At 56.6% G+C, this 19,950-nt stretch carries 22 protein-coding genes and 1 tRNA gene; 16 read left to right on the top strand and 7 right to left on the bottom strand.

Annotated features, from left to right (window positions below; translation table 11 throughout):
- Positions 1-60 precede the first annotated feature (60 nt).
- Both BLR25_RS09320 and BLR25_RS09315 read left to right on the top strand, forming a co-directional pair.
- The gene (locus tag BLR25_RS09320; RefSeq protein ID WP_091936866.1) at positions 61-504 is read left to right on the top strand and encodes a type II toxin-antitoxin system RatA family toxin; all 444 of its coding nucleotides are present in this window, start codon (positions 61-63) and stop codon (positions 502-504) included.
- Entirely contained in the window at positions 497-829 is a 333-nt protein-coding gene (locus BLR25_RS09315) for an RnfH family protein (protein ID WP_091936864.1), read from the top strand. Before BLR25_RS09320 ends, BLR25_RS09315 begins: the two co-directional genes overlap by 8 nt.
- Before the next feature lie 5 nt (positions 830-834).
- Here the strand turns inward: BLR25_RS09315 and BLR25_RS09310 are convergent, their stop codons facing one another.
- Complete coding sequence (locus tag BLR25_RS09310; RefSeq protein WP_091936861.1) at positions 835-1,302, bottom strand: DUF4124 domain-containing protein; 468 nt, start codon at positions 1,300-1,302, stop codon at positions 835-837.
- Between the two features lie 165 nt (positions 1,303-1,467).
- On the opposite strand from BLR25_RS09310, the gene guaB reads away from it, so the two are divergent.
- Positions 1,468-2,928: an IMP dehydrogenase gene (guaB, locus tag BLR25_RS09305; RefSeq protein WP_091936859.1), complete on the top strand. Its 1,461-nt coding sequence runs from the start codon at positions 1,468-1,470 to the stop codon at positions 2,926-2,928.
- A 53-nt stretch (positions 2,929-2,981) separates the two neighbouring features.
- Positions 2,982-4,547, top strand: coding sequence for a glutamine-hydrolyzing GMP synthase (gene guaA, locus BLR25_RS09300; protein WP_091936856.1), 1,566 nt, complete (start codon positions 2,982-2,984; stop codon positions 4,545-4,547).
- A 158-nt stretch (positions 4,548-4,705) separates the two neighbouring features.
- Here the strand turns inward: guaA and BLR25_RS09295 are convergent, their stop codons facing one another.
- The 3 genes from BLR25_RS09295 to BLR25_RS09285 all read right to left on the bottom strand — a co-directional run bounded on the left by BLR25_RS09295 (position 4,706) and on the right by BLR25_RS09285 (position 6,751).
- The gene (locus tag BLR25_RS09295) at positions 4,706-5,188 is read right to left on the bottom strand and encodes an Aca2/YdiL-like domain-containing protein (protein ID WP_281245576.1); all 483 of its coding nucleotides are present in this window, start codon (positions 5,186-5,188) and stop codon (positions 4,706-4,708) included.
- Positions 5,189-5,290: 102 nt separating this feature from the next.
- A tRNA-Asn gene (locus BLR25_RS09290) sits at positions 5,291-5,366 on the bottom strand.
- Between the two features lie 182 nt (positions 5,367-5,548).
- Entirely contained in the window at positions 5,549-6,751 is a 1,203-nt protein-coding gene (locus tag BLR25_RS09285; RefSeq protein WP_091936852.1) for an amino acid aminotransferase, read from the bottom strand.
- Positions 6,752-6,884: 133 nt separating this feature from the next.
- Here BLR25_RS09285 and uvrB point away from each other — a divergent pair, with 133 nt between their 5' ends.
- Genes uvrB through BLR25_RS09250 form a run of 7 tightly spaced genes read left to right on the top strand, consistent with a single transcriptional unit; the run spans position 6,885 to position 12,014 of the window.
- Entirely contained in the window at positions 6,885-8,954 is a 2,070-nt protein-coding gene (gene uvrB, locus BLR25_RS09280; RefSeq protein ID WP_091936851.1) for an excinuclease ABC subunit UvrB, read from the top strand.
- Positions 8,955-9,010: 56 nt separating this feature from the next.
- On the top strand, positions 9,011-9,781 hold the full coding sequence (locus tag BLR25_RS09275) for a HesA/MoeB/ThiF family protein (protein WP_091937002.1): 771 nt from the start codon (positions 9,011-9,013) through the stop codon (positions 9,779-9,781).
- On the top strand, positions 9,781-10,281 hold the full coding sequence (gene moaC / locus BLR25_RS09270; protein ID WP_091936849.1) for a cyclic pyranopterin monophosphate synthase MoaC: 501 nt from the start codon (positions 9,781-9,783) through the stop codon (positions 10,279-10,281). Before BLR25_RS09275 ends, moaC begins: the two co-directional genes overlap by 1 nt.
- Positions 10,278-10,517 carry a MoaD/ThiS family protein gene (locus BLR25_RS09265; protein ID WP_176785820.1) on the top strand — a complete coding sequence of 80 codons (240 nt, stop codon included), beginning with the start codon at positions 10,278-10,280 and terminating at the stop codon, positions 10,515-10,517. The genes moaC and BLR25_RS09265 overlap by 4 nt, the downstream gene beginning before the upstream one ends.
- A complete protein-coding gene (locus tag BLR25_RS09260; RefSeq protein WP_091936845.1) occupies positions 10,518-10,943 on the top strand; it encodes a molybdenum cofactor biosynthesis protein MoaE in 426 nt (141 codons plus the stop codon).
- Positions 10,944-10,973: 30 nt separating this feature from the next.
- The gene (gene mog / locus BLR25_RS09255; protein WP_091936843.1) at positions 10,974-11,516 is read left to right on the top strand and encodes a molybdopterin adenylyltransferase; all 543 of its coding nucleotides are present in this window, start codon (positions 10,974-10,976) and stop codon (positions 11,514-11,516) included.
- 12 nt (positions 11,517-11,528) lie between these two features.
- Complete coding sequence (locus tag BLR25_RS09250) at positions 11,529-12,014, top strand: low molecular weight protein-tyrosine-phosphatase (protein WP_091936841.1); 486 nt, start codon at positions 11,529-11,531, stop codon at positions 12,012-12,014.
- Positions 12,015-12,072: 58 nt separating this feature from the next.
- Here the strand turns inward: BLR25_RS09250 and BLR25_RS09245 are convergent, their stop codons facing one another.
- Entirely contained in the window at positions 12,073-14,730 is a 2,658-nt protein-coding gene (locus BLR25_RS09245; protein WP_091936838.1) for an Rne/Rng family ribonuclease, read from the bottom strand.
- A gap of 405 nt (positions 14,731-15,135) precedes the next feature.
- Between BLR25_RS09245 and BLR25_RS09240 the strand changes: the two genes are divergently transcribed.
- The 3 genes from BLR25_RS09240 (at position 15,136) to BLR25_RS09230 (ending at position 17,803) form a co-directional block, all read left to right on the top strand.
- Complete coding sequence (locus BLR25_RS09240) at positions 15,136-16,128, top strand: RluA family pseudouridine synthase (protein ID WP_091936836.1); 993 nt, start codon at positions 15,136-15,138, stop codon at positions 16,126-16,128.
- Entirely contained in the window at positions 16,112-16,768 is a 657-nt protein-coding gene (locus BLR25_RS09235) for an HAD family hydrolase (protein ID WP_091936834.1), read from the top strand. Before BLR25_RS09240 ends, BLR25_RS09235 begins: the two co-directional genes overlap by 17 nt.
- An 81-nt stretch (positions 16,769-16,849) precedes the next feature.
- Positions 16,850-17,803, top strand: coding sequence for a S49 family peptidase (locus tag BLR25_RS09230; protein WP_091936831.1), 954 nt, complete (start codon positions 16,850-16,852; stop codon positions 17,801-17,803).
- Here BLR25_RS09230 and BLR25_RS09225 read toward each other — a convergent pair.
- Both BLR25_RS09225 and BLR25_RS09220 read right to left on the bottom strand, forming a co-directional pair.
- A complete protein-coding gene (locus tag BLR25_RS09225) occupies positions 17,800-18,513 on the bottom strand; it encodes an SAM-dependent methyltransferase (protein WP_091936829.1) in 714 nt (237 codons plus the stop codon). The two genes, BLR25_RS09230 and BLR25_RS09225, sit on opposite strands and share 4 nt — an antisense overlap.
- The gene (locus BLR25_RS09220; RefSeq protein WP_091936827.1) at positions 18,510-19,094 is read right to left on the bottom strand and encodes a Maf family protein; all 585 of its coding nucleotides are present in this window, start codon (positions 19,092-19,094) and stop codon (positions 18,510-18,512) included. The genes BLR25_RS09225 and BLR25_RS09220 overlap by 4 nt, the downstream gene beginning before the upstream one ends.
- A gap of 117 nt (positions 19,095-19,211) precedes the next feature.
- Here BLR25_RS09220 and BLR25_RS09215 point away from each other — a divergent pair, with 117 nt between their 5' ends.
- Both BLR25_RS09215 and rpmF read left to right on the top strand, forming a co-directional pair.
- Complete coding sequence (locus BLR25_RS09215) at positions 19,212-19,709, top strand: YceD family protein (RefSeq protein ID WP_091936825.1); 498 nt, start codon at positions 19,212-19,214, stop codon at positions 19,707-19,709.
- Between the two features lie 20 nt (positions 19,710-19,729).
- Entirely contained in the window at positions 19,730-19,909 is a 180-nt protein-coding gene (gene rpmF / locus BLR25_RS09210) for a 50S ribosomal protein L32 (RefSeq protein ID WP_091936823.1), read from the top strand.
- The last annotated feature ends 41 nt before the right edge of the window (positions 19,910-19,950 follow it).

Here is a 19,950-nt window from a genome sequence, read left to right as displayed (position 1 = left end):
AACTGACCGCTGGCAATGTTAGAATGAGCATTTTACCGGATTCGCGGAGTACGACGATAAATGGCCACGGTGGAAAGGTCGATCCTGATCGGATATTCGGTACGACAGATGTTTGATCTCGTCGAAAATATCGAGGCGTATCCAGATTTCCTGCCGTGGTGCGAGCGCACGCAGGTCTCCTATCGGGACGCGACCAGAACGGTGGCAACGCTGTTTATCAATTTCCGGGGCGTAAAAGCCCACTTTACGACGGAAAACGACAAGAACGATCCCGCTTTCATCGGGCTGAGGTTGGTCGACGGCCCTTTCCGGCGTTTGGACGGAGGGTGGCATTTTCATCCGCTCGATGAACACGCTTGCAAGGTTGAACTACGGCTGACGTACGAGTTCTCGAACCGGTTGTTTGACAAAATGATCGGCCCGGTTTTCGGGCAGATTTGCAATACGTTTGTCGATGCTTTTGCACGCCGCGCTGAGGCGGTTCTTGGAGAAGGAAATGGCTGAAGATATCAGCGTGGAAGTGGTTTATCCGCTTCCAGACAAGCAGGAAATTATCACAATCAGATTGAGCGAAGGCGCGACAGTGTTTCAGGCCATCGAGCGGTCCGGGTTGCTCGAAAAATATCCTGAGATTGATCTCGCCAAGAACAAGATCGGTGTGTTCGCCAAACTCGTCAAACCGGAAACCGTTTTGCGGCATCGGGATCGCGTCGAGATCTATCGACCGCTGATTGCCGACCCCAAGGCTGTCCGAAAGCAGCGCGCGGCCGAAGGAAAAGTGATGAAGAAAGGTGCCGGCGAAAGCGCCGAGGCTCCGACTTCAAACTGAGGACTTCATTGGCAGGTGTTTTGTAGCGACTGGCGGACTTTCGCGATCTCCTGCTCGCGTTGGGCGTCGTCGAGAAACTGCCGTTCGCCGTTTTCATCTCGCCTGACGATGCGTTCGCCGGACTCTAGTGCCATCAGTTGCCGACGCAAGGACGTGCAGTATTCCTGTTTTTCAGCTTGTGCGGCTTCATCCTTGCCCGTCTTTTCGGCACGCTCCCTGGCGTCCTTCTGTCTCTTCTGGAACGATATTTCTTGTTCGGCGAGATTTTTTTGGGCGGTGCTACCTGCCGAAGATGAGAGGGGGGCGTCCAGTTTCTCTTGTTGGCGGGCGCGGCCCTCCGGTGGTTTGTCCGAGAACACCGTCCTGCCGTTTTCGTCCTTCCAGCGATAGATTTGCGCCGAAGCGCCAGCGGTTGCCGCGATCAGGCTTAGCGCCAGCACGGTCTTGATCAGGTTAGGCGATCGGATGTTCATGACAGATTAATGGCAATACCGGTCTTGGCGGAATTCGGATGTCTTAATATCGGTCGCTTGCGCCAACCAAAGTAAATAACAAACACTTCCATCGGCGCGCGCTTGATTTCCGTGCTTTGGATGGTTTTGGTAGAATACGACTTTGTGACCCTAGGATCAAAGGCCATGCGTTTATTGCAGAAAGCGCTGACGTTTGACGACGTCCTGCTCGTTCCCGCCCATTCTTCGATTCTCCCCCGCGACGTCTCGTTGCGTACCCGCCTCACCCGCAACATCACGCTCAATATGCCACTCGTGTCAGCGGCAATGGATACCGTGACGGAAGCGCGTCTCGCGATCGCCATGGCGCAGGCGGGTGGTGTCGGTATCGTACATAAGAATCTTTCGCCACAGGCCCAAGCCGCCGAAGTGTCCAAGGTCAAGCGTTTCGAGGCCGGAATCCTGAAGGATCCGATCACCATCGCGCCGACGCTGACGGTGCGCGAGGTTTTGGAATTGACCCGGTTGCACAAGATCTCGGGTTTTCCGGTCGTTGAGGGCAAGAAGGTCGTCGGCATCGTAACGAACCGTGATTTGCGTTTCGAGACAAATCTCGATCAACCGATCATAAACATCATGACCCCGCGTGATCGGCTGGTCACCGTGCGTGAGGGTGCCACGGTGGAAGAGGGGAAGTCCTTGATCCACAAACACCGGCTTGAGCGTGTTCTTGTTGTTAACGAGGCGTTCGAGTTGCGCGGTCTGATTACGGTCAAGGACATCATCAAGACGACCGAACACCCGGATGCGTGCAAGGACGCTTCCGGTCGCTTGCGTGTCGGTGCCGCCATCGGCGTTGGCGCGGGAACGGAAGAGCGGGCCGAGTTGCTGGCGGAAGCGGGGGTTGATGTGATCGTGGTGGACACGGCACACGGACATTCTCAAGGCGTGCTCGAACGCGTTCAGTGGGTCAAGACTAGATTCCCTCATATCGAGGTGGTTGGCGGAAATATCGCGACGGCGGACGCGGCGAGAGCGCTGGTGGATCATGGCGCTGACGGCGTAAAAGTCGGCATCGGCCCGGGATCTATTTGCACGACGCGTATTGTTGCCGGTGTCGGCGTTCCGCAAATCACCGCCATTCAAAATGTTGCGGAAGCGCTCGCCGGCAGTGGTGTTCCGATGATTGCCGATGGTGGCATCCGTTATTCCGGCGATATTTGCAAGGCAATCGCTGCCGGCGGCAATGCGGTCATGCTCGGTGGTCTGTTCGCGGGCACCGAAGAGGCGCCTGGCGAGGTAGAACTCTATCAAGGTCGTTCCTATAAGTCCTATCGGGGCATGGGGTCGATCGGTGCGATGGCGGCAGGTGCCGCCGACCGTTATTTCCAGGACAGCGCGTCCAATGTCGAGAAACTCGTTCCCGAGGGTATTGAAGGACGGGTCCCGTACAAGGGCTCGGTAGTTGCGGTCATCCATCAGTTGATGGGCGGCCTGCGCTCCTCCATGGGCTATCTCGGCTGTCCGACGATCGCCGACATGCACAGCAAGGCGGCTTTTGTCGAAATCACGTCCGCGGGGGTGCGTGAGTCCCACGTTCACGACGTACAAATCACCAAGGAAGCACCGAATTACCACGTCGATTGACGTTGCGTTCCGAGGGCACGATGACGTGACCCTCGCTCATTCAAGGCGGAGAAATGGCACACAAAAAAATCCTCATTCTCGATTTCGGTTCTCAGGTAACGCAACTTATCGCGAGGCGGATCCGTGAGCAGCAGGTCTATTGCGAGCTCCATCCGTTCGACGTGGGTGAAGCGTTTATCCGCGAATTCAATCCGCAAGGGATCATTCTTTCCGGAGGACCGAATTCGGTTTATGAAGCCGAGGAATGGCGTGCGCCGCAGGTGGTCTTTGAATTGGGTGTCCCGGTGCTCGGTATCTGCTATGGCATGCAGACGATGGCTCAGCAACTGGGTGGTAAGGTCGAGAGTTCCGGGAAGCGCGAGTTCGGCTATGCCGAGATTCGGGCGCGCGGTCATTCAAAACTGTTTCAGGGCATTGAAGACCGGAAAAATGCAGAGGGTCACGGCTTGCTCGATGTCTGGATGAGTCATGGCGATAAAGTGACCGGCTTGCCCGAAGGTTTCCGCGTCATCGCCAGCAATGAGTCCTGCCCGATCGCCGCCATGGCTGACGAAACCCGGAAATTTTACGCAGTCCAGTTTCACCCTGAGGTGACGCATACCCTCAAGGGCAAGGACATGTTCGCGCGCTTTGTTCATGACATCTGTGCTTGTGGGCATGACTGGAATATGCCGGACTATGTCGATGAAGCCATTGCCAAGGTGCGCGCGCAGGTTGGCAGCGAAGAAGTGATCCTTGGCCTTTCCGGCGGGGTGGACTCCTCCGTGGTGGCGGCGTTACTGCACCGCGCCATCGGCGATCAATTGACCTGCGTATTCGTCGACAATGGATTGCTCCGTTTGAATGAGGCGGAGCAGGTCATGCAGACGTTTGCGCGCAATTTGGGCGTCAAGGTGATCCACGTGGATGCGACAGCTCAGTTCATGGGGCATCTGGCGGGTGTTTCCGATCCCGAACAGAAACGCAAGATCATTGGTCGTGAATTTGTCGAAGTGTTCCAGGCCGAAGCCAAAAAGCTGCCCAATGCAAAATGGCTGGCTCAAGGCACCATTTATCCCGATGTAATCGAGTCGGCAGGGTCAAAAACCAAGAAGGCGCATACGATCAAGAGTCACCACAACGTCGGTGGACTGCCGGAAACGCTCAAGTTGAAGCTACTTGAGCCCTTGCGTGAACTGTTCAAGGATGAGGTGCGCGAGTTGGGTCTTGCGCTGGGGTTGCCGCATGAGATGGTTTACCGCCATCCGTTCCCAGGCCCAGGTCTCGGCGTCAGAATTCTGGGTGAGGTCAAGAAGGAGTTCGCCGATCTTCTGCGCCGTGCCGACGCAATTTTTATCGACGAACTTCGGGCTGCGGATTGGTACGGAAAGACCAGTCAGGCATTCGCCGTTTTCCTGCCGGTGAAATCGGTTGGCGTGATGGGCGACGGGCGGACCTACGAATATGTCGTTGCCTTGCGTGCGGTCCAAACCCAGGACTTCATGACCGCGCACTGGGCAGAATTGCCGCATGCGCTGCTGGGCAAGGTCTCCAACCGCATCATCAACGAAGTGCGCGGCATCAACCGCGTTGTTTATGACATCTCCGGAAAACCACCAGCAACTATCGAGTGGGAATAATTATTAAAAAGCATAAACATAGATTTATTTGTTAAAGTAAAAAATTAAAACCCGCAGCTTGGTAAATCCAAGATCTGCGGGTTTTTTGTTTCCGTTGAATCAGGCCGTCAGGGCGTTTGGTTAAGCTCAATCGCCCAGCGGGGGCTGCAATGGTCTGCTTAGGCGACGGTTGAGGCCCACTCGGCGCGGAGTGATTCGGAATCTTCGCGGTCGCCGCGCCATTGGCGATAGGCATCGGCATCGAAACATACGAGTTTCACGATGCTGTACATCTCTCTCAGGCCGGCGCAGACCGATTGCTGCAGCCGCCACATGACCGGTTCGCGTCCAGGCAGGGAAAGCCAGTCGTCGAGGTTGTCGTACCAAATGACGAAGACGGAATCTGGCGTGCCAGCTTGTTCGCCAATCTGGATGCGGATGTTGTCGGCGGTGGCCGCCAAGGCCCCGTAACGCCATTCACTCAAATCCGTAATGCGTTCGACGATATGCGGCGGGATCGGCTGCGTGCCGGTTTCCCACGCTTGCCAGGTGTCCGGCGTAACGCCCTCCGGATGTTCGGGGCTGGATGCTACATAGCGTGCGGCTTCGGCCTGCGTGAAAAAAAGCAGTTGGCGAATGGCCTGCAAATCGGTTCGGTTCATGGTCGTCGTGTCGTGAAAAGGGCGATTTTCCGAATCTCGGACGTCGCGCATTGAGCTAGAAAAAAAGGGCTACGTTACAAACGTAGCCCTTTTTGGCATTTCTGGCTCCTCGACCTGGGCTCGAACCAGGGACCTACGGATTAACAGTCCGGCGCTCTACCGACTGAGCTATCGAGGAACAACGAAGCCGGCATTATAGACATCGGAGCAGGGAGCGTCAACACCCATCCGGCGTTTGCCCTGTTGGTGTGATGACATCATCGTGATGTTCGGCGCGCCCGTATTACTCACGTGTATTGTCGTGCTGAAACGAAAAGGGCGCCGCTGACGGCGCCCTGGAGAAGCTGAGGTTGCTCTTGGTTACAGCACCGCAGCAACGGCATCGACAACGTAGTCGATGTTGCGGGTGTTCATCGCTGCAACACAGATGCGACCCGTGCTGACCGCATAGACGCCGAATTCATTCTGCATCCGTGCGACTTGATCGGCGGAGAGGCCGGTGTAAGAGAACATGCCGCGTTGCTTGATGATGAACGAGAAGTCCTGAGCGACACCTTTGGCCTGGAGCTTCTGCACGAAGCTCTGACGCATGGTGCGAATGCGATCGCGCATGCCGGCAAGTTCGGTTTCCCAGACGTTGCGGAGTTCCGGGCTGGACAGCACTGCCGCGACGACGCTGCCGCCGTGCGTCGGCGGGTTCGAGTAGTTGGTGCGGATGGTCCGCTTGATCTGCGACATGACGCGCGCCGATTCGTCCTTGGACGCGGTAACGATCGACAGTGCGCCAACGCGCTCGCCATACAGCGAGAAGGATTTCGAGAAGGAGCTGGAAACGACGAACTGAAGTCCGGAGGCTGCAAAGAGATTCAGTGCCAGCGCGTCTTCGGCGATGCCGTCGGCAAAGCCCTGATATGCCATGTCCAGGAAGCCAACCAGGCCGCGCGCTTTGGTGATCTCGATGATTTCACGCCACTGGGCTTCGGTTAGGTCTGCACCGGTCGGGTTATGACAGCAAGCATGCAGCACGACGATCGAGCCGGCTGGCAAGGATTTCAGGCAGGCTGCCATGCCGTCGAAGTTGACGCCGCGCGCCGCTGCATCGTAGTAGGGATACGTTTCGACCGTGAACCCGGCCGTTTCGAACAGGGCACGGTGGTTTTCCCAGCTCGGGTCGCTGATATAGACCTTGGCATCGGGGAGGAGACGGCGGAGATAATCGGCGCCGACTTTCAGGGCGCCGGTGCCACCCAGCGCTTGTGCGGTGACGACGCGGCCTTCGGCCAGCAGGGGCGAATCATTGCCGAAGAGCAGCTTTTGCACTGCCTGATTGTAGGCAGGAGCGCCTTCGATCGGTTGGTAGCCGCGTGCCGGCAACGACTCGATTCGCGTTTTTTCGGCCCGTTTGACAGCGTCCAGCAAGGGGATCTTGCCGGATTCATCGAAATAAACGCCGACGCCAAGATTGACTTTCGTCGTACGAGTATCGGCGCCAAAAGCTTCGTTCAATCCGAGAATCGGGTCGCGTGGAGCCATCTCCACGGCGGAAAATATTGATGTTGTCATTTCGAGTCACTCAAATATGTCGCTGCGACACAACGGGTGTTGCATTGCGGGGTTGAAGGGCGGTGCGAACAACAGCACGAATTTCACCGGAAAGCAGAGGACGCGTCCATCCGTTTCCGCTTAAAATTCTAGCATGACAGATTCACGTTCCATACAAGACTCCCCTGAATTCGTGACATTTCCCGGGAGTCCATTCTTGTTGCATCAACCGTTTCCGCCCGCCGGCGACCAGCCCGAAGCGATTTGTTCGCTCGTCGAAGGTTTGGAGGACGGTCTGGCTTTCCAGACCTTGCTCGGCGTTACCGGCTCCGGCAAGACCTACACGATGGCAAATGTCATCGCTAGAACCGGCCGGCCGGCCCTTGTCCTGGCGCCGAACAAGACCCTGGCGGCCCAGCTCTACGCTGAGTTCCGGGAGTTCTTTCCGGAAAATGCAGTCGAGTATTTCGTTTCTTACTACGACTACTATCAGCCAGAAGCCTATGTCCCGGCCCGAGATCTCTTCATTGAAAAGGACTCGGCGATTAACGAGCACATCGAGCAAATGCGGCTGTCAGCGACGAAAAGCCTGCTCGAGCGGCGCGATTGCATCATCGTTGCGACGGTTTCATGCATCTACGGTATCGGTGATCGCGACGAATACCACAAGATGATCTTGACCATGCGCGTCGGCGACCAGATGGGGCAGCGCGACATCATCAAGCGTCTGGCCGAAATGCAGTACGAGCGCAACGAAACCGATTTCCATCGCGGCACGTTTCGCGTGCGCGGCGACGTGATCGACGTTTTTCCGGCCGAACATGCTGAACATGCTGTCCGTGTGTCGTTGTTCGACGATGAAATCGATGGGCTGCAATTGTTCGACCCGTTGACCGGACATCTGCAGCAAAAGCTCAAGCGTTTTAGCGTGTTCCCTTCGTCGCACTACGTCACACCTCGCAATACGGTGCTGCGTGCCATTGAGGCGATCAAGGACGAGTTGCGCGACCGGTTGGCGTTCTTTACCAAGGAAGGTCGTCTTGTCGAAGCGCAGCGCATTGAGCAGCGTACCCGCTTCGATATTGAAATGCTCGACCAGCTTGGTTTCTGCAAAGGGATCGAAAACTATTCCCGGCACTTGTCCGGAAGACAGGCCGGAGAACCGCCGCCGACGCTGATCGACTATTTGGCGGCCGACGCGCTGATGTTTATCGACGAGTCGCATGTGGCGATCCCGCAGATTGGCGCCATGTACAAGGGCGACAGGTCGCGCAAGGAGAACCTGGTGAATTATGGGTTCCGTCTGCCGTCTGCCTTGGATAACCGCCCGCTCAAGTTCAATGAGTTCGAACACCTCGTCAGGCAGTGTGTTTTCGTTTCGGCGACCCCGGCTGCCTATGAGAGTGAGCATCAAGGACAGGTCGTTGAGCAGGTGGTACGGCCGACCGGACTCGTCGACCCGCAAATTCAGGTGCGCCCGGCCAGTTCTCAGGTCGATGATCTGCTCGGTGAAATTCGGACGCGTGCTGCGATTGACGAGCGCGTGCTGGTGACGACGCTGACCAAGCGGATGGCGGAAGAACTGACCGAGTACCTTGGCGAGAACGGAGTGCGGGTGCGCTATCTGCATTCGGACATCGATACCGTTGAGCGTGTCGAAATCATCCGCGATCTCCGGCTGGGAGAATTCGATGTGCTAATCGGCATCAACCTGCTACGCGAGGGGCTCGATATTCCCGAGGTGTCGTTGGTGGCGATCCTCGATGCCGACAAGGAAGGCTTCCTTCGGTCCGAGCGCTCCTTGATCCAGACCATTGGGCGCGCTGCGCGTCATTTGCACGGCACGGCGATTCTGTATGCCGATCATGTTACCGATTCGATGCGCCGGGCGATTGCGGAAACCGAACGTCGACGCGAAAAGCAGATGCACCACAACGAAATACATGGTATCCGTCCGCGCAGCGTGTCGAAGCGAATTAAGGACATCATCGACGGTGTCTACGATGCCGAGTCGGCGCAGAAGAACCTGCAGGCAGAACAAACGCAGGCGGGGTATCTGGCCATGGACGAAAAACAACTTACCCGGGAAATTAAAAAGTTGGAAAAGGAAATGCAGAAATTTGCGCAAAACCTCGAGTTCGAAAAGGCCGCCGCGACCCGCGACGCGCTTTTCCGGGTCAAAGAAATGCTGTTCGGCGTTGAGGGACACGATCGTGCTGTTTGAGGATTTGCTTGTGCATTTTGCATTTCGCCTGGCTCTGGCATTTTGGGGAAACGACCATGAATGATGAACAGTTGCTGCGCTACAGTCGCCATATCCTGCTGGACGCCGTAGGAATCGAAGGCCAGACGCGGCTGTTGCAGAGCCACGCGTTGATTATCGGCGTGGGTGGCTTGGGTTCGCCGGTCAGCATGTATCTGGCGGCGAGCGGCGTGGGCCGGCTGACCTTGTGCGACCATGATCAGGTCGATCTCAGTAATCTTCAGCGCCAGATTGTTCATCGGACTTCAGCCATCGGCTTGCCTAAGGTCGCTTCGGCCGAGCATACGCTGAAAGAGATCAATCCCGAGGTTGTTTGCACGCCCGTGGCTAAGCGCGTCGATGAGACCGAGCTTGGCAGGCTGGTGGCAGAGGCGGATGTCGTCCTCGATTGCAGCGACAATTTCGCGACGCGATATGCCGTGAACCGGGTTTGTCGAAAGCTGGGCAAGCCGCTGGTTTCTGGCGCCGCAATCCTCATGCACGGCCAGGTTTCGGTGTTCGATTTCCGCCGAACCGACGTGCCTTGTTACAACTGCTTGTTTCCGGAGGGCGCGGAAGTGCCGGAATTGCGCTGTGCGACAACCGGCGTTCTTGCACCGCTCGTTGGTTTGGTTGGGACGATTCAAGCCGCCGAGGCGCTTAAACTTCTGGTGGGTATGGAACGCGGTCTGTCCGGCGCGCTCTTACTCGTCGATGCAATCGATATGGATTTCTCGCGCAACACCGTCAGCCGGGATCCTTCCTGCTGTGTGTGCGCCACCTTGAACACTACGGATACGGAACACTAATGGATGAACTGACCCATTTCTCAGAATCAGGACGCGCGCGCATGGTGGACGTGTCCGCCAAAGCCGTCACCGAACGGAGCGCGACCGCCAGCGGCATACTGCGGATGCAGCCGGCAACGCTGGAGCGGATTCGATCGGGAGGGGTCGCCAAAGGCAACGTACTTGCGGTTGCTGACGTCGGGGCCGTGATGGCGGCGAAACGGACGCCGGACATCATTCCGATGTGCCATTCGATCGCACTGTCGGGGGTTGATGTTTCTTTCAGCGAGATTGTCGAACCTGATGCCGAGGGCTGTGTCGGCATCAAGGCCGTCGTCGTTGCGCGTTGTGTCGGGCAGACCGGCGTTGAGATGGAAGCATTGTGCGGCGCCAACGTGGCCCTGCTGACGATTTACGATATGTGCAAGGCCATGGATCGCGGCATGCGCATCGAATCGGTCCAGCTTGAGGAAAAGCGCGGTGGCAAGAGCGGACTGTGGAGCCGGGGAGAGAGATCGTGATCACGCTGTTGTTCTTTGGCCCGGTAGCTGACAGCGTCGGTCAGCGCCGCATCGAGATCGAGTTTTCGTCAGGGCTGCGACTCGGCATTCTGCGCCAACAATTTGCCCAGGACTATCCAGAGGCTGTTAGATGGGTTTCCTTCGTTGCCGTGAATGGCGTTCAGGCGCGCGACGACGACATCCAAATCGTCGACGGGAGTGAAATTGCGTTCATGGCCAAATTTTCGGGAGGATAGATGAAAGCACCTGTGCGAATCCAGGAGGAAGATTTCTCTCAGGATGATGAGATTGCGGCGTTAAAGTTGGTATCGGTGCGCATGGGCGGTATCGCCACATTCCTTGGTTGCGCTCGGGATTTTTCCGAGGGGCGGGAAGTCTCAGCGATTAGTTTTGACGCCTACGACAGCATGGCACTGGCCGAAATGAACGCGCTTCGCGATGAAGCGATCAAGCGGTTCGGGCTGATCGACGCCCGCCTGGTGCATCGGGTGGGAACAGTGCACGGTGGCGACAATATCGTTTTTATCGCGGCCGGCGCAGAACATCGTGCGGAAGCATTCGACGCCTGTCGCTGGATGATCGACACGCTCAAGGAACGGGTGCCGATCTGGAAAAAGGAAATTACCCCGACCGGCGACGCCTGGGTTGTTCCGCATCCATAAGCAGACCGAAGTTATCAAGGAGCATGAAGCATGAAGGCAGTTCGAATCGGCATTGTGACTGTCTCGGATCGGGCCAGTCGCGGAGAGTACGAGGACAAAGGAGGGCCAGCAATTCACGCTTGGTTCTCGCGTGTCCTGACGACACCATGGGAGGCCGTGGCCCGGGTGATTCCCGATGAGCAGGCGCTGATAGAAAAGACGCTCGTGGAATTGAGCGATCAGGAGCAGTGCAGCCTGATCGTCACGACCGGCGGTACTGGCCCGGCCTTACGCGACGTTACACCGGAAGCGACCGAAGCCATCTGCGAGAAGATGATGCCGGGATTTGGCGAATTGATGCGCACGGCGTCGTTGAAGTTCGTGCCGACGGCAATTCTGTCGCGTCAGACGGCCGGTATACGGGGGCACAGTCTGATCGTCAATCTGCCAGGCAAGCCATCCGCCATCGATGATTGTCTCGATGCGGTATTTCCGGCGATTCCGTATTGCATCGACCTGATCGAAGGCGCTTACATTGAAAGTGACCCGGCGCAATGCAAGGCTTTCCGGCCGGCGCATGCGCGCCGTCCTTGATCGAAAACGCCGATGAAGAAATTGGCGGTACTTTTTGTCTGCTTGGGCAACATTTGTCGCTCGCCGACGGCGGAGGCCGTTTTTCGCAAGGCAGTCGTGGAATCAGGCTTGTCGGAACGCGTCGTCATCGACTCCGCGGGGACCGATGCCTATCACGTTGGGCAGGCGCCAGATAGTCGCGCGCAACGGGCGGCGCTGAAACGAGGATACGATCTTTCGGGAATCCGGGCGAGGAAGGTTGTGGCGCAGGATTTTGAGCGCTTTGACCTCATTCTGGCAGTCGATAAACCCGTGTTGGCAGCGCTGAATCGCCAATGTCCGGCAAAGTTCGCTGACTGTCTCGAACTGTTCATGGCTTACGCGCAGCCGTCCTCGACGCAGGAAATCAGCGATCCATATTACGGCGGACCACAGGGGTTCGAGATCGTGCTTGACCAGATCGAAGCAGCAACCGAAGGATTGCTGGCATTGATAAAGAGCCGGATGCTCATCCAATAAAAAATGGGGCGCTTTCCGCGCCCCATTTTGCTGATCGCCGTTAGGCGATAGTGTCGGATCAGTTCGGATTCCGAGTTTCAACCATGACCAAGGGCTCGTCCGGTATCGCTTGGACGACCGCACGGCGACGGCGCGGACGCGGCGCTGCTTCCTTCGTTGCCTCCGGCTGCCAGGATTGGAGCATGTCGCTCTTCGTTTCGACCATGACCAACCCGGAGCTTTCAAGCGCCTGATCGACCGTGACAGAGGGGATGTCTTCGATAGGCTTGGGCGCTTCAGCAACAGTAGTCGTTACGATGACAGGCTGCTCGGCTGCTTTCAGCGCTTCGGCAAATTCGGAACCTTCCGCAGAAATGACGGCTTCTTCCGGCGCCAAGACGATCGTTTCTTGCACGACCGGCGCGGCCTCGCTTGCAGGCGCTTCCGGCGAGACTTCCGTGGCTTCGGGTGCCTCGACAGGTTCCGCCACTTCGCTAACCTTCGTCAGCACAGGAGCCGGCGTTTCCACCGCAGGCACCGCGGTCGTTTCGATCGCCGCTGTAACTACAGGTTGTGCTTCGCCAGCAGCAGCCTGAACGGCGACTTCTGCCGTCGCGTCCGTTGGTTGCTCCTTGCGATCGCGACGTCCACCGCGACGTCCACGCCGGCGCGAATTGTTCGACTCGTCCTGCGCTTTCTCGACAGGCGCGGCAACTGCACTATTTGCGGCTTGCTGTGCTGTGGCTTCCGTATCGACCGCCTGTGCGACCTGACGTTCCTTACGCTCGGGGCGCGGTTCACGAGGCTCGCGAGGTTTGCGTGCTTCGCGATTTTCCCGCTGCGGCTTTTCGGCAACTTCTTCGCGCGGGGCTACCGGAGCGGCCGGACGTCCCTCGCGCTGCTCGCGATTTCCACGGTTGTCACGTTCTTCCTCACGACGATGTCCGCGGCCATTGCGACGACTATCGCGGCCCTCGCGCGGACCGCTGCGCGGTTTCCGCTCGGGCTTTGCAGGTTCCGTCGGCGTCGGCGTGCTGCGGAACCACGAGAGAATCTTCGAGAAGAAACCGCCCGTACTTTCCGCATCGCGTTCCTTACTCTTTTCCGGAACGATCGGTGCCGGCTGGTCGGGGGTGATGCCTTTGATCGCGGCTTCCTGGCGTGGCGCACGCGCTTCGTTTTTGCTGACCGTCGAATTCTTGTCGGCATCGTCCGCAGGGGCTTCGACCATCTTGTAGGACGGTTGCGAGAGATCTTCCTGATTGAGCTCGTCGTGGCGCAAGCGCGTGATCAAGTGTTGTGGCGTTTCCAGGTGAATATTCGGGATCAGCAGGATGCTGACCTTGTGACGCAGCTCAATCGCCTGGATGTCCTGGCGCTTCTCGTTCAACAAGAAAGTGGCGACATCCACCGGGACCTGGGTGTGAACGGCCGCCGTGTTGTCCTTCATCGCCTCTTCTTCGAGGATTCGCAGGATGTGCAACGCCGCCGATTCGGCGCTACGGATATGCCCGGTACCCGAACAGCGCGGGCAAGGGATGTAGCTGGTTTCGGCCAAGGCCGGACGCAAGCGTTGTCGCGACAGCTCCATCAGGCCGAAGCGGCTGATCTTGCCAGTTTGAACGCGAGCGCGGTCGAAGCGGAGCGATTCGCGCAGACGGTTCTCGACTTCGCGCTGGTTGCGCGAGCTTTCCATGTCGATGAAGTCGATGATGATGAGGCCACCCAAGTCGCGCAAGCGCAACTGCCGGGCAACTTCCTCTGCGGCTTCCAAGTTGGTCTTGAACGCGGTTTCTTCGATATCCGCACCCCGCGTCGAACGTCCCGAGTTGACGTCGACCGACACCAGCGCCTCGGTATGGTCGATGACGATGGCGCCGCCAGACGGAAGCGTCACTTGGCGCGAATAGGCCGACTCGATCTGGTGTTCGATCTGGAAGCGAGAGAAGAGGGGAACGTCGTCGCGATACCGTTTGATTCGGTTGACCGTTGCCGGGATGACGTGGCTCATGAACTGACGAGCCTGTTCATAAACATCGTCGGTGTCGATCAGGATTTCACCGATATCGGGCTGGAAGTAATCGCGAATTGCACGAATGACCAGGCTGCCTTCCTGATAGATGAGGAAAGCGCCTTTTTGCTGATTGGCTGCGCCTTCGATCGCCTTCCAGAGTTGCATCAGGTAGTTGAGGTCCCATTGCAACTCCTCGGGACTCCGGCCGATTGCCGCGGTGCGGGCGATCAGGCTCATGCCGGAAGGTACTTCGAGTTGATCCATGACGTCACGCAATTCGGCGCGCTCGTCGCCCTCGACGCGGCGCGAAACACCACCGCCACGAGGATTGTTGGGCATCAATACGAGATAGCGCCCCGCCAGACTGATGAACGTGGTCATGGCGGCACCCTTGTTGCCGCGTTCGTCCTTGTCGACCTGGACGATCAGTTCCTGTCCTTCGCGCAGGGCTTCCTTGATCGTCGCGCGACCAGCCTCGACACCCGGTTGGAAATACGAGCGGGAAATTTCCTTGAAAGGCAGAAAACCATGGCGCTCTGCGCCATAGTCGACGAATGCCGCTTCGAGACTGGGCTCAATGCGGGTAATTACAGCCTTGTAAATATTGCTTTTCTTCTGTTCCTTGGCAGCCGATTCAATGTCAAGGTCAATCAGTTTCTGACCATCAACAATGGCGACACGGAGTTCTTCGGCTTGTGTCGCATTAAACAACATGCGTTTCATAACTGGGCTCCCGCGCGCTGTGAGCGAACGAAGGGAGCGCCTTGTGCAGGCAGCGACGATTAGTTGAATGAGGGATGCTTCATGGGCTTCCTAGTGTGACAACTAATGAAATAAATCGCTGAATCAATCTTTCATCCCCACCCGAAATTTCGGTGGGGCAGGAATCTGCTTGGGGCGTTCCGAACGTGTCAGGCGCGCGCAAATCAAGTAGTATCGCTACTTTTGGTGAGCGTACTTAACCAGGCGATTTGCGTTGTCTTGATCTTGCACAGGTTTTTGCAAGCGAGGCGTCTGAAGCCTGCCGGAAAGTGCGTCGCAGCTACTACGAATCGGCGTCGCTCAGCGGTCTCATGGGTCAGCGCCTCTTTCAACACGAGACGTAAATCGTTACGAAGTATATTCAAAATGGCCGTGCTTGGCAAAAAAACAGTAACTCAGGCCATTGTTGCAGATGAAGAACACGGGCAGCGACTGGATAATTACCTGCTAAGAATCTGCAAAGGCGTTCCAAAAAGCCACGTGTATCGCATCGTGCGAAGCGGCGAAGTTCGCATCAACGGCAAACGGGCCGAAGTGTCCTATCGTATTCAGACGGGCGATATCGTGCGCATCCCGCCGATCCGGATTGCCGAAAAACGAGAGGAAGTCGTTGCCGGTGCCGAACTCAAGGCCGACTTGCCGATCGTTTATGAGGACGATGCCCTGGTTGTCATCGACAAACCGGCCGGAATCGCCGTGCATGGTGGTAGCGGTGTCAGCTTCGGTGTGATCGAGGCACTGCGGCGCCAACGTCCGCAAGCCAAGTTTCTCGAGTTGGCGCATCGTCTGGATCGGGAAACATCGGGCCTCCTACTTGTGGCAAAAAAACGTTCGGCCTTGACCTCGCTGCACGACATGTTCCGCGAAGGCGGTTCTGACGGACAGGGTCGGGGCGCCGACAAGCGCTACCTGGTTCTCGTTTGCGGACGCTGGATGGACCCTTTGCGGCATGCGAAATTTCCGCTGTTAAAGTATTTGTTGGCGTCGGGCGAGCGACGCGTTCGGGTGGCCGAAGAGGGAAAAGCATCGCACACAGTGTTTCGCCTGGTGGCGCGCTGGGAGCATTTCAGCTTACTTGAGGCTGAGCTCCGTACCGGCAGAACCCACCAGATCCGTGTTCACTGTGCCGAACTCGGCTATCCGATTGCCGGAGATGAAAAATATGGTGATTTCGCGCTGAACAAGACATTGGCAAAGAACGGATTGAAGCGAATGTTCTTGCACGCATGGAAAATGAAATGCCGGCATCCTCTGTCCGACGGAACATTGGCGCTGGAAGCTCCATTGCCGGAAGCGTTGCACGCCTTTGTGACAAAACTGTCGAGTCAAGAAAAGCAGGATTATGGGCAAGCGATTTGAATTGCTGGTTTTCGATTGGGACGGCACCTTGCATGATTCGGTTGCCGCAATTGTCACGTCGCTTCAGCGGGCGTGTCTTGATCTTGATCAGTGCATGCCGACGGATTTGTGCGCACGGCAGGTGATCGGACTTGGCTTGGTTGACGCTCTTCGTCATGTGGCGCCGGAACTTGATGAGGCCCGTTACCCGGAACTGGCTGATCGCTACCGCTTTCATTATCTGGCCAGCGACTTGGATCTGAAACTGTTCGACGGCATCCATGACATGATCGAAGAACTCCACGCCAGAGGATATTTGCTCGCCGTAGCGACGGGCAAGAGTCGGCGTGGATTGAATCGCGTCCTCGAATACAGTGGCATCGGTTCGTTTTTTTCCGCATCGCGCTGTGCCGACGAGTGCTTTTCGAAACCGCATCCACAAATGCTGCTTGAGTTGATGGATGAATTCGCGATCGACCCCGAAAATGTACTGATGATCGGCGATACGACGCACGACATGCAGATGGCGATCAATGCCGGTGTCAATGGAATGGCGGTGACATATGGGGCGCATTCCTCAACTCAACTCGCTGCCTTGAATCCTTTATGGCAGGTCGATAGCGTTGCGGATTTGTCAGCGTTGTTGATGGATCGGGCCTGATATTTTCGTCAAGTGCAATAGTGCGCCGCGTGGCGCGTTATACTTCGTCGGGTGAATTTATTCTCTGATAATTTAGGCAACGTGGAATCTCCAAACGACAACGATCCGCTCTGGGATCGCAAATTACTTGAGCGAATTGCATTCGAATCGCTAAAAGAGCAACGCGCAAAACGACGTTGGGGTGTTTTCTTCAAGCTCGCGGCGTTGGCATATCTGCTTGCAGTGCTTGTGCTTGTCGTTGATTGGGGAGGGTCGGAAAAACTCGCTGATGGCAAACACACCGCGCTCATTAACTTGCACGGGACGATCGAGGCATCTGGCGACACCAGCGCGGACAAGATTAACGGCGCACTGCAATCGGCTTTTGAGGACAAGGGGACTGCTGGCGTTGTATTGAGGATCAACAGCCCTGGAGGGAGTCCTGTTCAGTCCGGAATCGTTTATGACGAAATCCGTCGGCTGAGAGCGAAACATCCGCAGATTCCGCTTTATGCCGTTGTCGAGGATATCTGCGCATCCGGTGGTTACTACATTGCGTCGGCTGCCGATCAGATCTATGTCGATAAGGCCAGTATTGTCGGCTCGATCGGAGTGCTGATGTCTGGATTCGGTTTTACCGGTACCATGGACAAACTTGGCGTCGAACGTCGTTTGCTGACGGCGGGGACAAATAAGGGCTTTATGGATCCATTTTCTCCGCAAGATGAGAAGCAGAAACAGCACGCTCAGATTTTATTGGCGGAAGTTCACAAGCAATTTATCGAGGTGGTACGCCAAGGGCGTGGGGCTCGATTGAAAGAAACGCCCGATATGTTTTCGGGGTTGATGTGGGCGGGAAGCCAGAGCATTGAAATGGGGCTCGCAGACGGTTTGGGTACGGTCGACTCCGTTGCGCGCGATGTCGTCAAGGCCGAAACTGTTCTGGATTATTCGGTCAAGGAGAATATTGCCGAACGTTTTGCCAAGAAGTTGGGCGCCGAAGCCGGGCAAACCTTGGGAAGCCGGATTCTAGGCGCCTTTCCCACCTTGCGCTAAGTAGCCTGCAATAGAAATATGGAGGGGCGCCGATCAAAAGTCGGTGCCCCGATTTTTTTCCATGCCGAAATCGCGTGTGTCCTGACCGACTCTTCGGCAAGCGTCAAATCGGTTGCAATGCAAAGGCGTGTGTGTGGCGAGCAGTATGTCAATAAGGAATCAAACATCCGGCGGTTGCGATACGGTGTTTCGATGAAAATCTGCGTACGCTTTTCAGCTCGTGAGTCTTTTTCCAGGGCGGAGATCTTGCGCGGGAGTTGATCTTCCTTGGCCGGCAGATAACCGTGGAAGGCAAAGTTCTGTCCCGAGAGGCCAGATGCCATCAGCGCCAAAAGGATTGAAGACGGTCCAACCAACGGTCTGACCTGGATTCCTTTTTCGTGCGCAAGGGCGACGAGTTGCGCTCCGGGGTCGGCAACAGCCGGGCAACCCGCTTCCGAAATCAAGCCTACATCGCTCCCGCTGATCAGCGGTTCGAGCATTCCGAGCAATTCGGATGAGGGTGTATGCTCGTTCAGTTCGGCAATTGCGATTTCCTGAAGCGTGAGCGAATGCGGAAGCGCCTTGAGAAAGGCGCGGGCGGATTTTGCATTTTCGGCAACAAAGTGCCGAAGCGTTGCCGCCTGTTGGCAAACATCCGGCGGCAATACGCTCGATACGCCCGATGGCCCGAGCGGAACGGGGATCAGGAACAGGGTGCCGGCGCTCATAGGATGCGAATACCTTCCTGTCTGAACATTTCACACAGCGCAATCAGCGGAAGTCCGATCAACGCATTGGGATCCTCCCCTTGCATGCGGGCGATCAGGGCAATACCCAATCCTTCCGACTTGGCACTGCCGGCACAATGGTACGGCTGCTCCAGTTTGAGGTAGTTTTCAATTTCCTCGTCCGAAAGGTCCCGCAATGTAACCAAAGTGGGTACGCCGCACACGTGCGCCTTACCTGTTTGGGTGTTCAGCAAGCACAGTCCGGTAAAGAAATTTACCGTTTGCCCGCGCATGGCTTGTAACTGGCGTACCGCATTTTCATGATTGCCGGGCTTTCCAAAGATTTGGTCTCCAAGAAAGGCAACCTGGTCGCTGCCGATAATGAGGGCATCTTTGTAATTGGCGGCGACAGCGCGTGCCTTCGCTTCCGAAAGACGGAGCGCGGTTTGCGGCGGGGTTTCGCCATCCAGAACCGCTTCGTCAGTCTCGGGATTGGCGGTGGTAAAAGAAATTTTTAGCCGCTGAAGAAGCTCGCGGCGAAACGGGGAAGTCGAGGCAAGTACGATTTGTTGGCTACTCATGACATGATCGGCGAAAATACCAGCACGTTCGCTGCAGGTTTAAAAAACAGAAAAAATCCATATAGTTGCGGCTCCGGCTTTGACTTCGGAGGGCAAAAATAATATCATGCGCGCCTTATGTCGCAGCAGATCGTTATCGACAGTCGGGTTTTCGCGAGAGAGGCAAAGTCGCTGGAAGGCGAGTTGCCGGTGGCTCAACTGACGCGGATTTTGGATATGCTGGCCGATTCGGCGGGCGTTCTTAAATTCCGTATCGAGGGCAGTATGAATCTCGAGAGGAACCGACCTCAGCTGCTCTTGCAGATCAGCGGAGTTTTGTCGGTGTGCTGCCAGCGCTGTCTTGAGGGGGTTGAATACCCGCTCGGGATCAACAGTTTGCTGGAGTTTGTTGCCGACGAAAGCGAGCTGACGCAGGAAGATATCGAGGATGATTCCAAAGATTTTCTTCCGGTGCAAAGCGAAGTGGATGTCGTGGCGTTGATTGAAGACGAGATTATTCTTGATCTTCCGTCGGCGCCCCGCCATGAAAGCTGTGCGTTGCCCGAGACCGGGCGCGACGACGGAAGTAGTTCACCGTTCGCCGTGCTTAAAGGGTTCAAAGGCAAAGCATCTTAATTGGACTATTGGAGTAAATTATGGCTGTTCAACAGAATAAAAAATCCCCTTCCAAGCGGGGGATGCATCGTGCTCACGATTTCCTGACCAATCCGCCGCTGGCTGTTGAACCGACGACCGGCGAAGCGCATCTCCGTCACCACGTGAGCCCGTCGGGTTACTACCGCGGCAAGAAAGTTGCCAAGGGTTCAGGCGAGTAAGCTTTAAGAATCAGGCGGGACGATTCCCGGATTCGGGAGTG

Origin of the sequence: Propionivibrio dicarboxylicus, from assembly GCF_900099695.1 — a bacterium.
Lineage (GTDB): Bacteria > Pseudomonadota > Gammaproteobacteria > Burkholderiales > Rhodocyclaceae > Propionivibrio > Propionivibrio dicarboxylicus.
The sequence above is the reverse complement of the archived record's forward strand: the minus strand, read 5'-3'. Positions and strand labels throughout refer to the sequence as shown.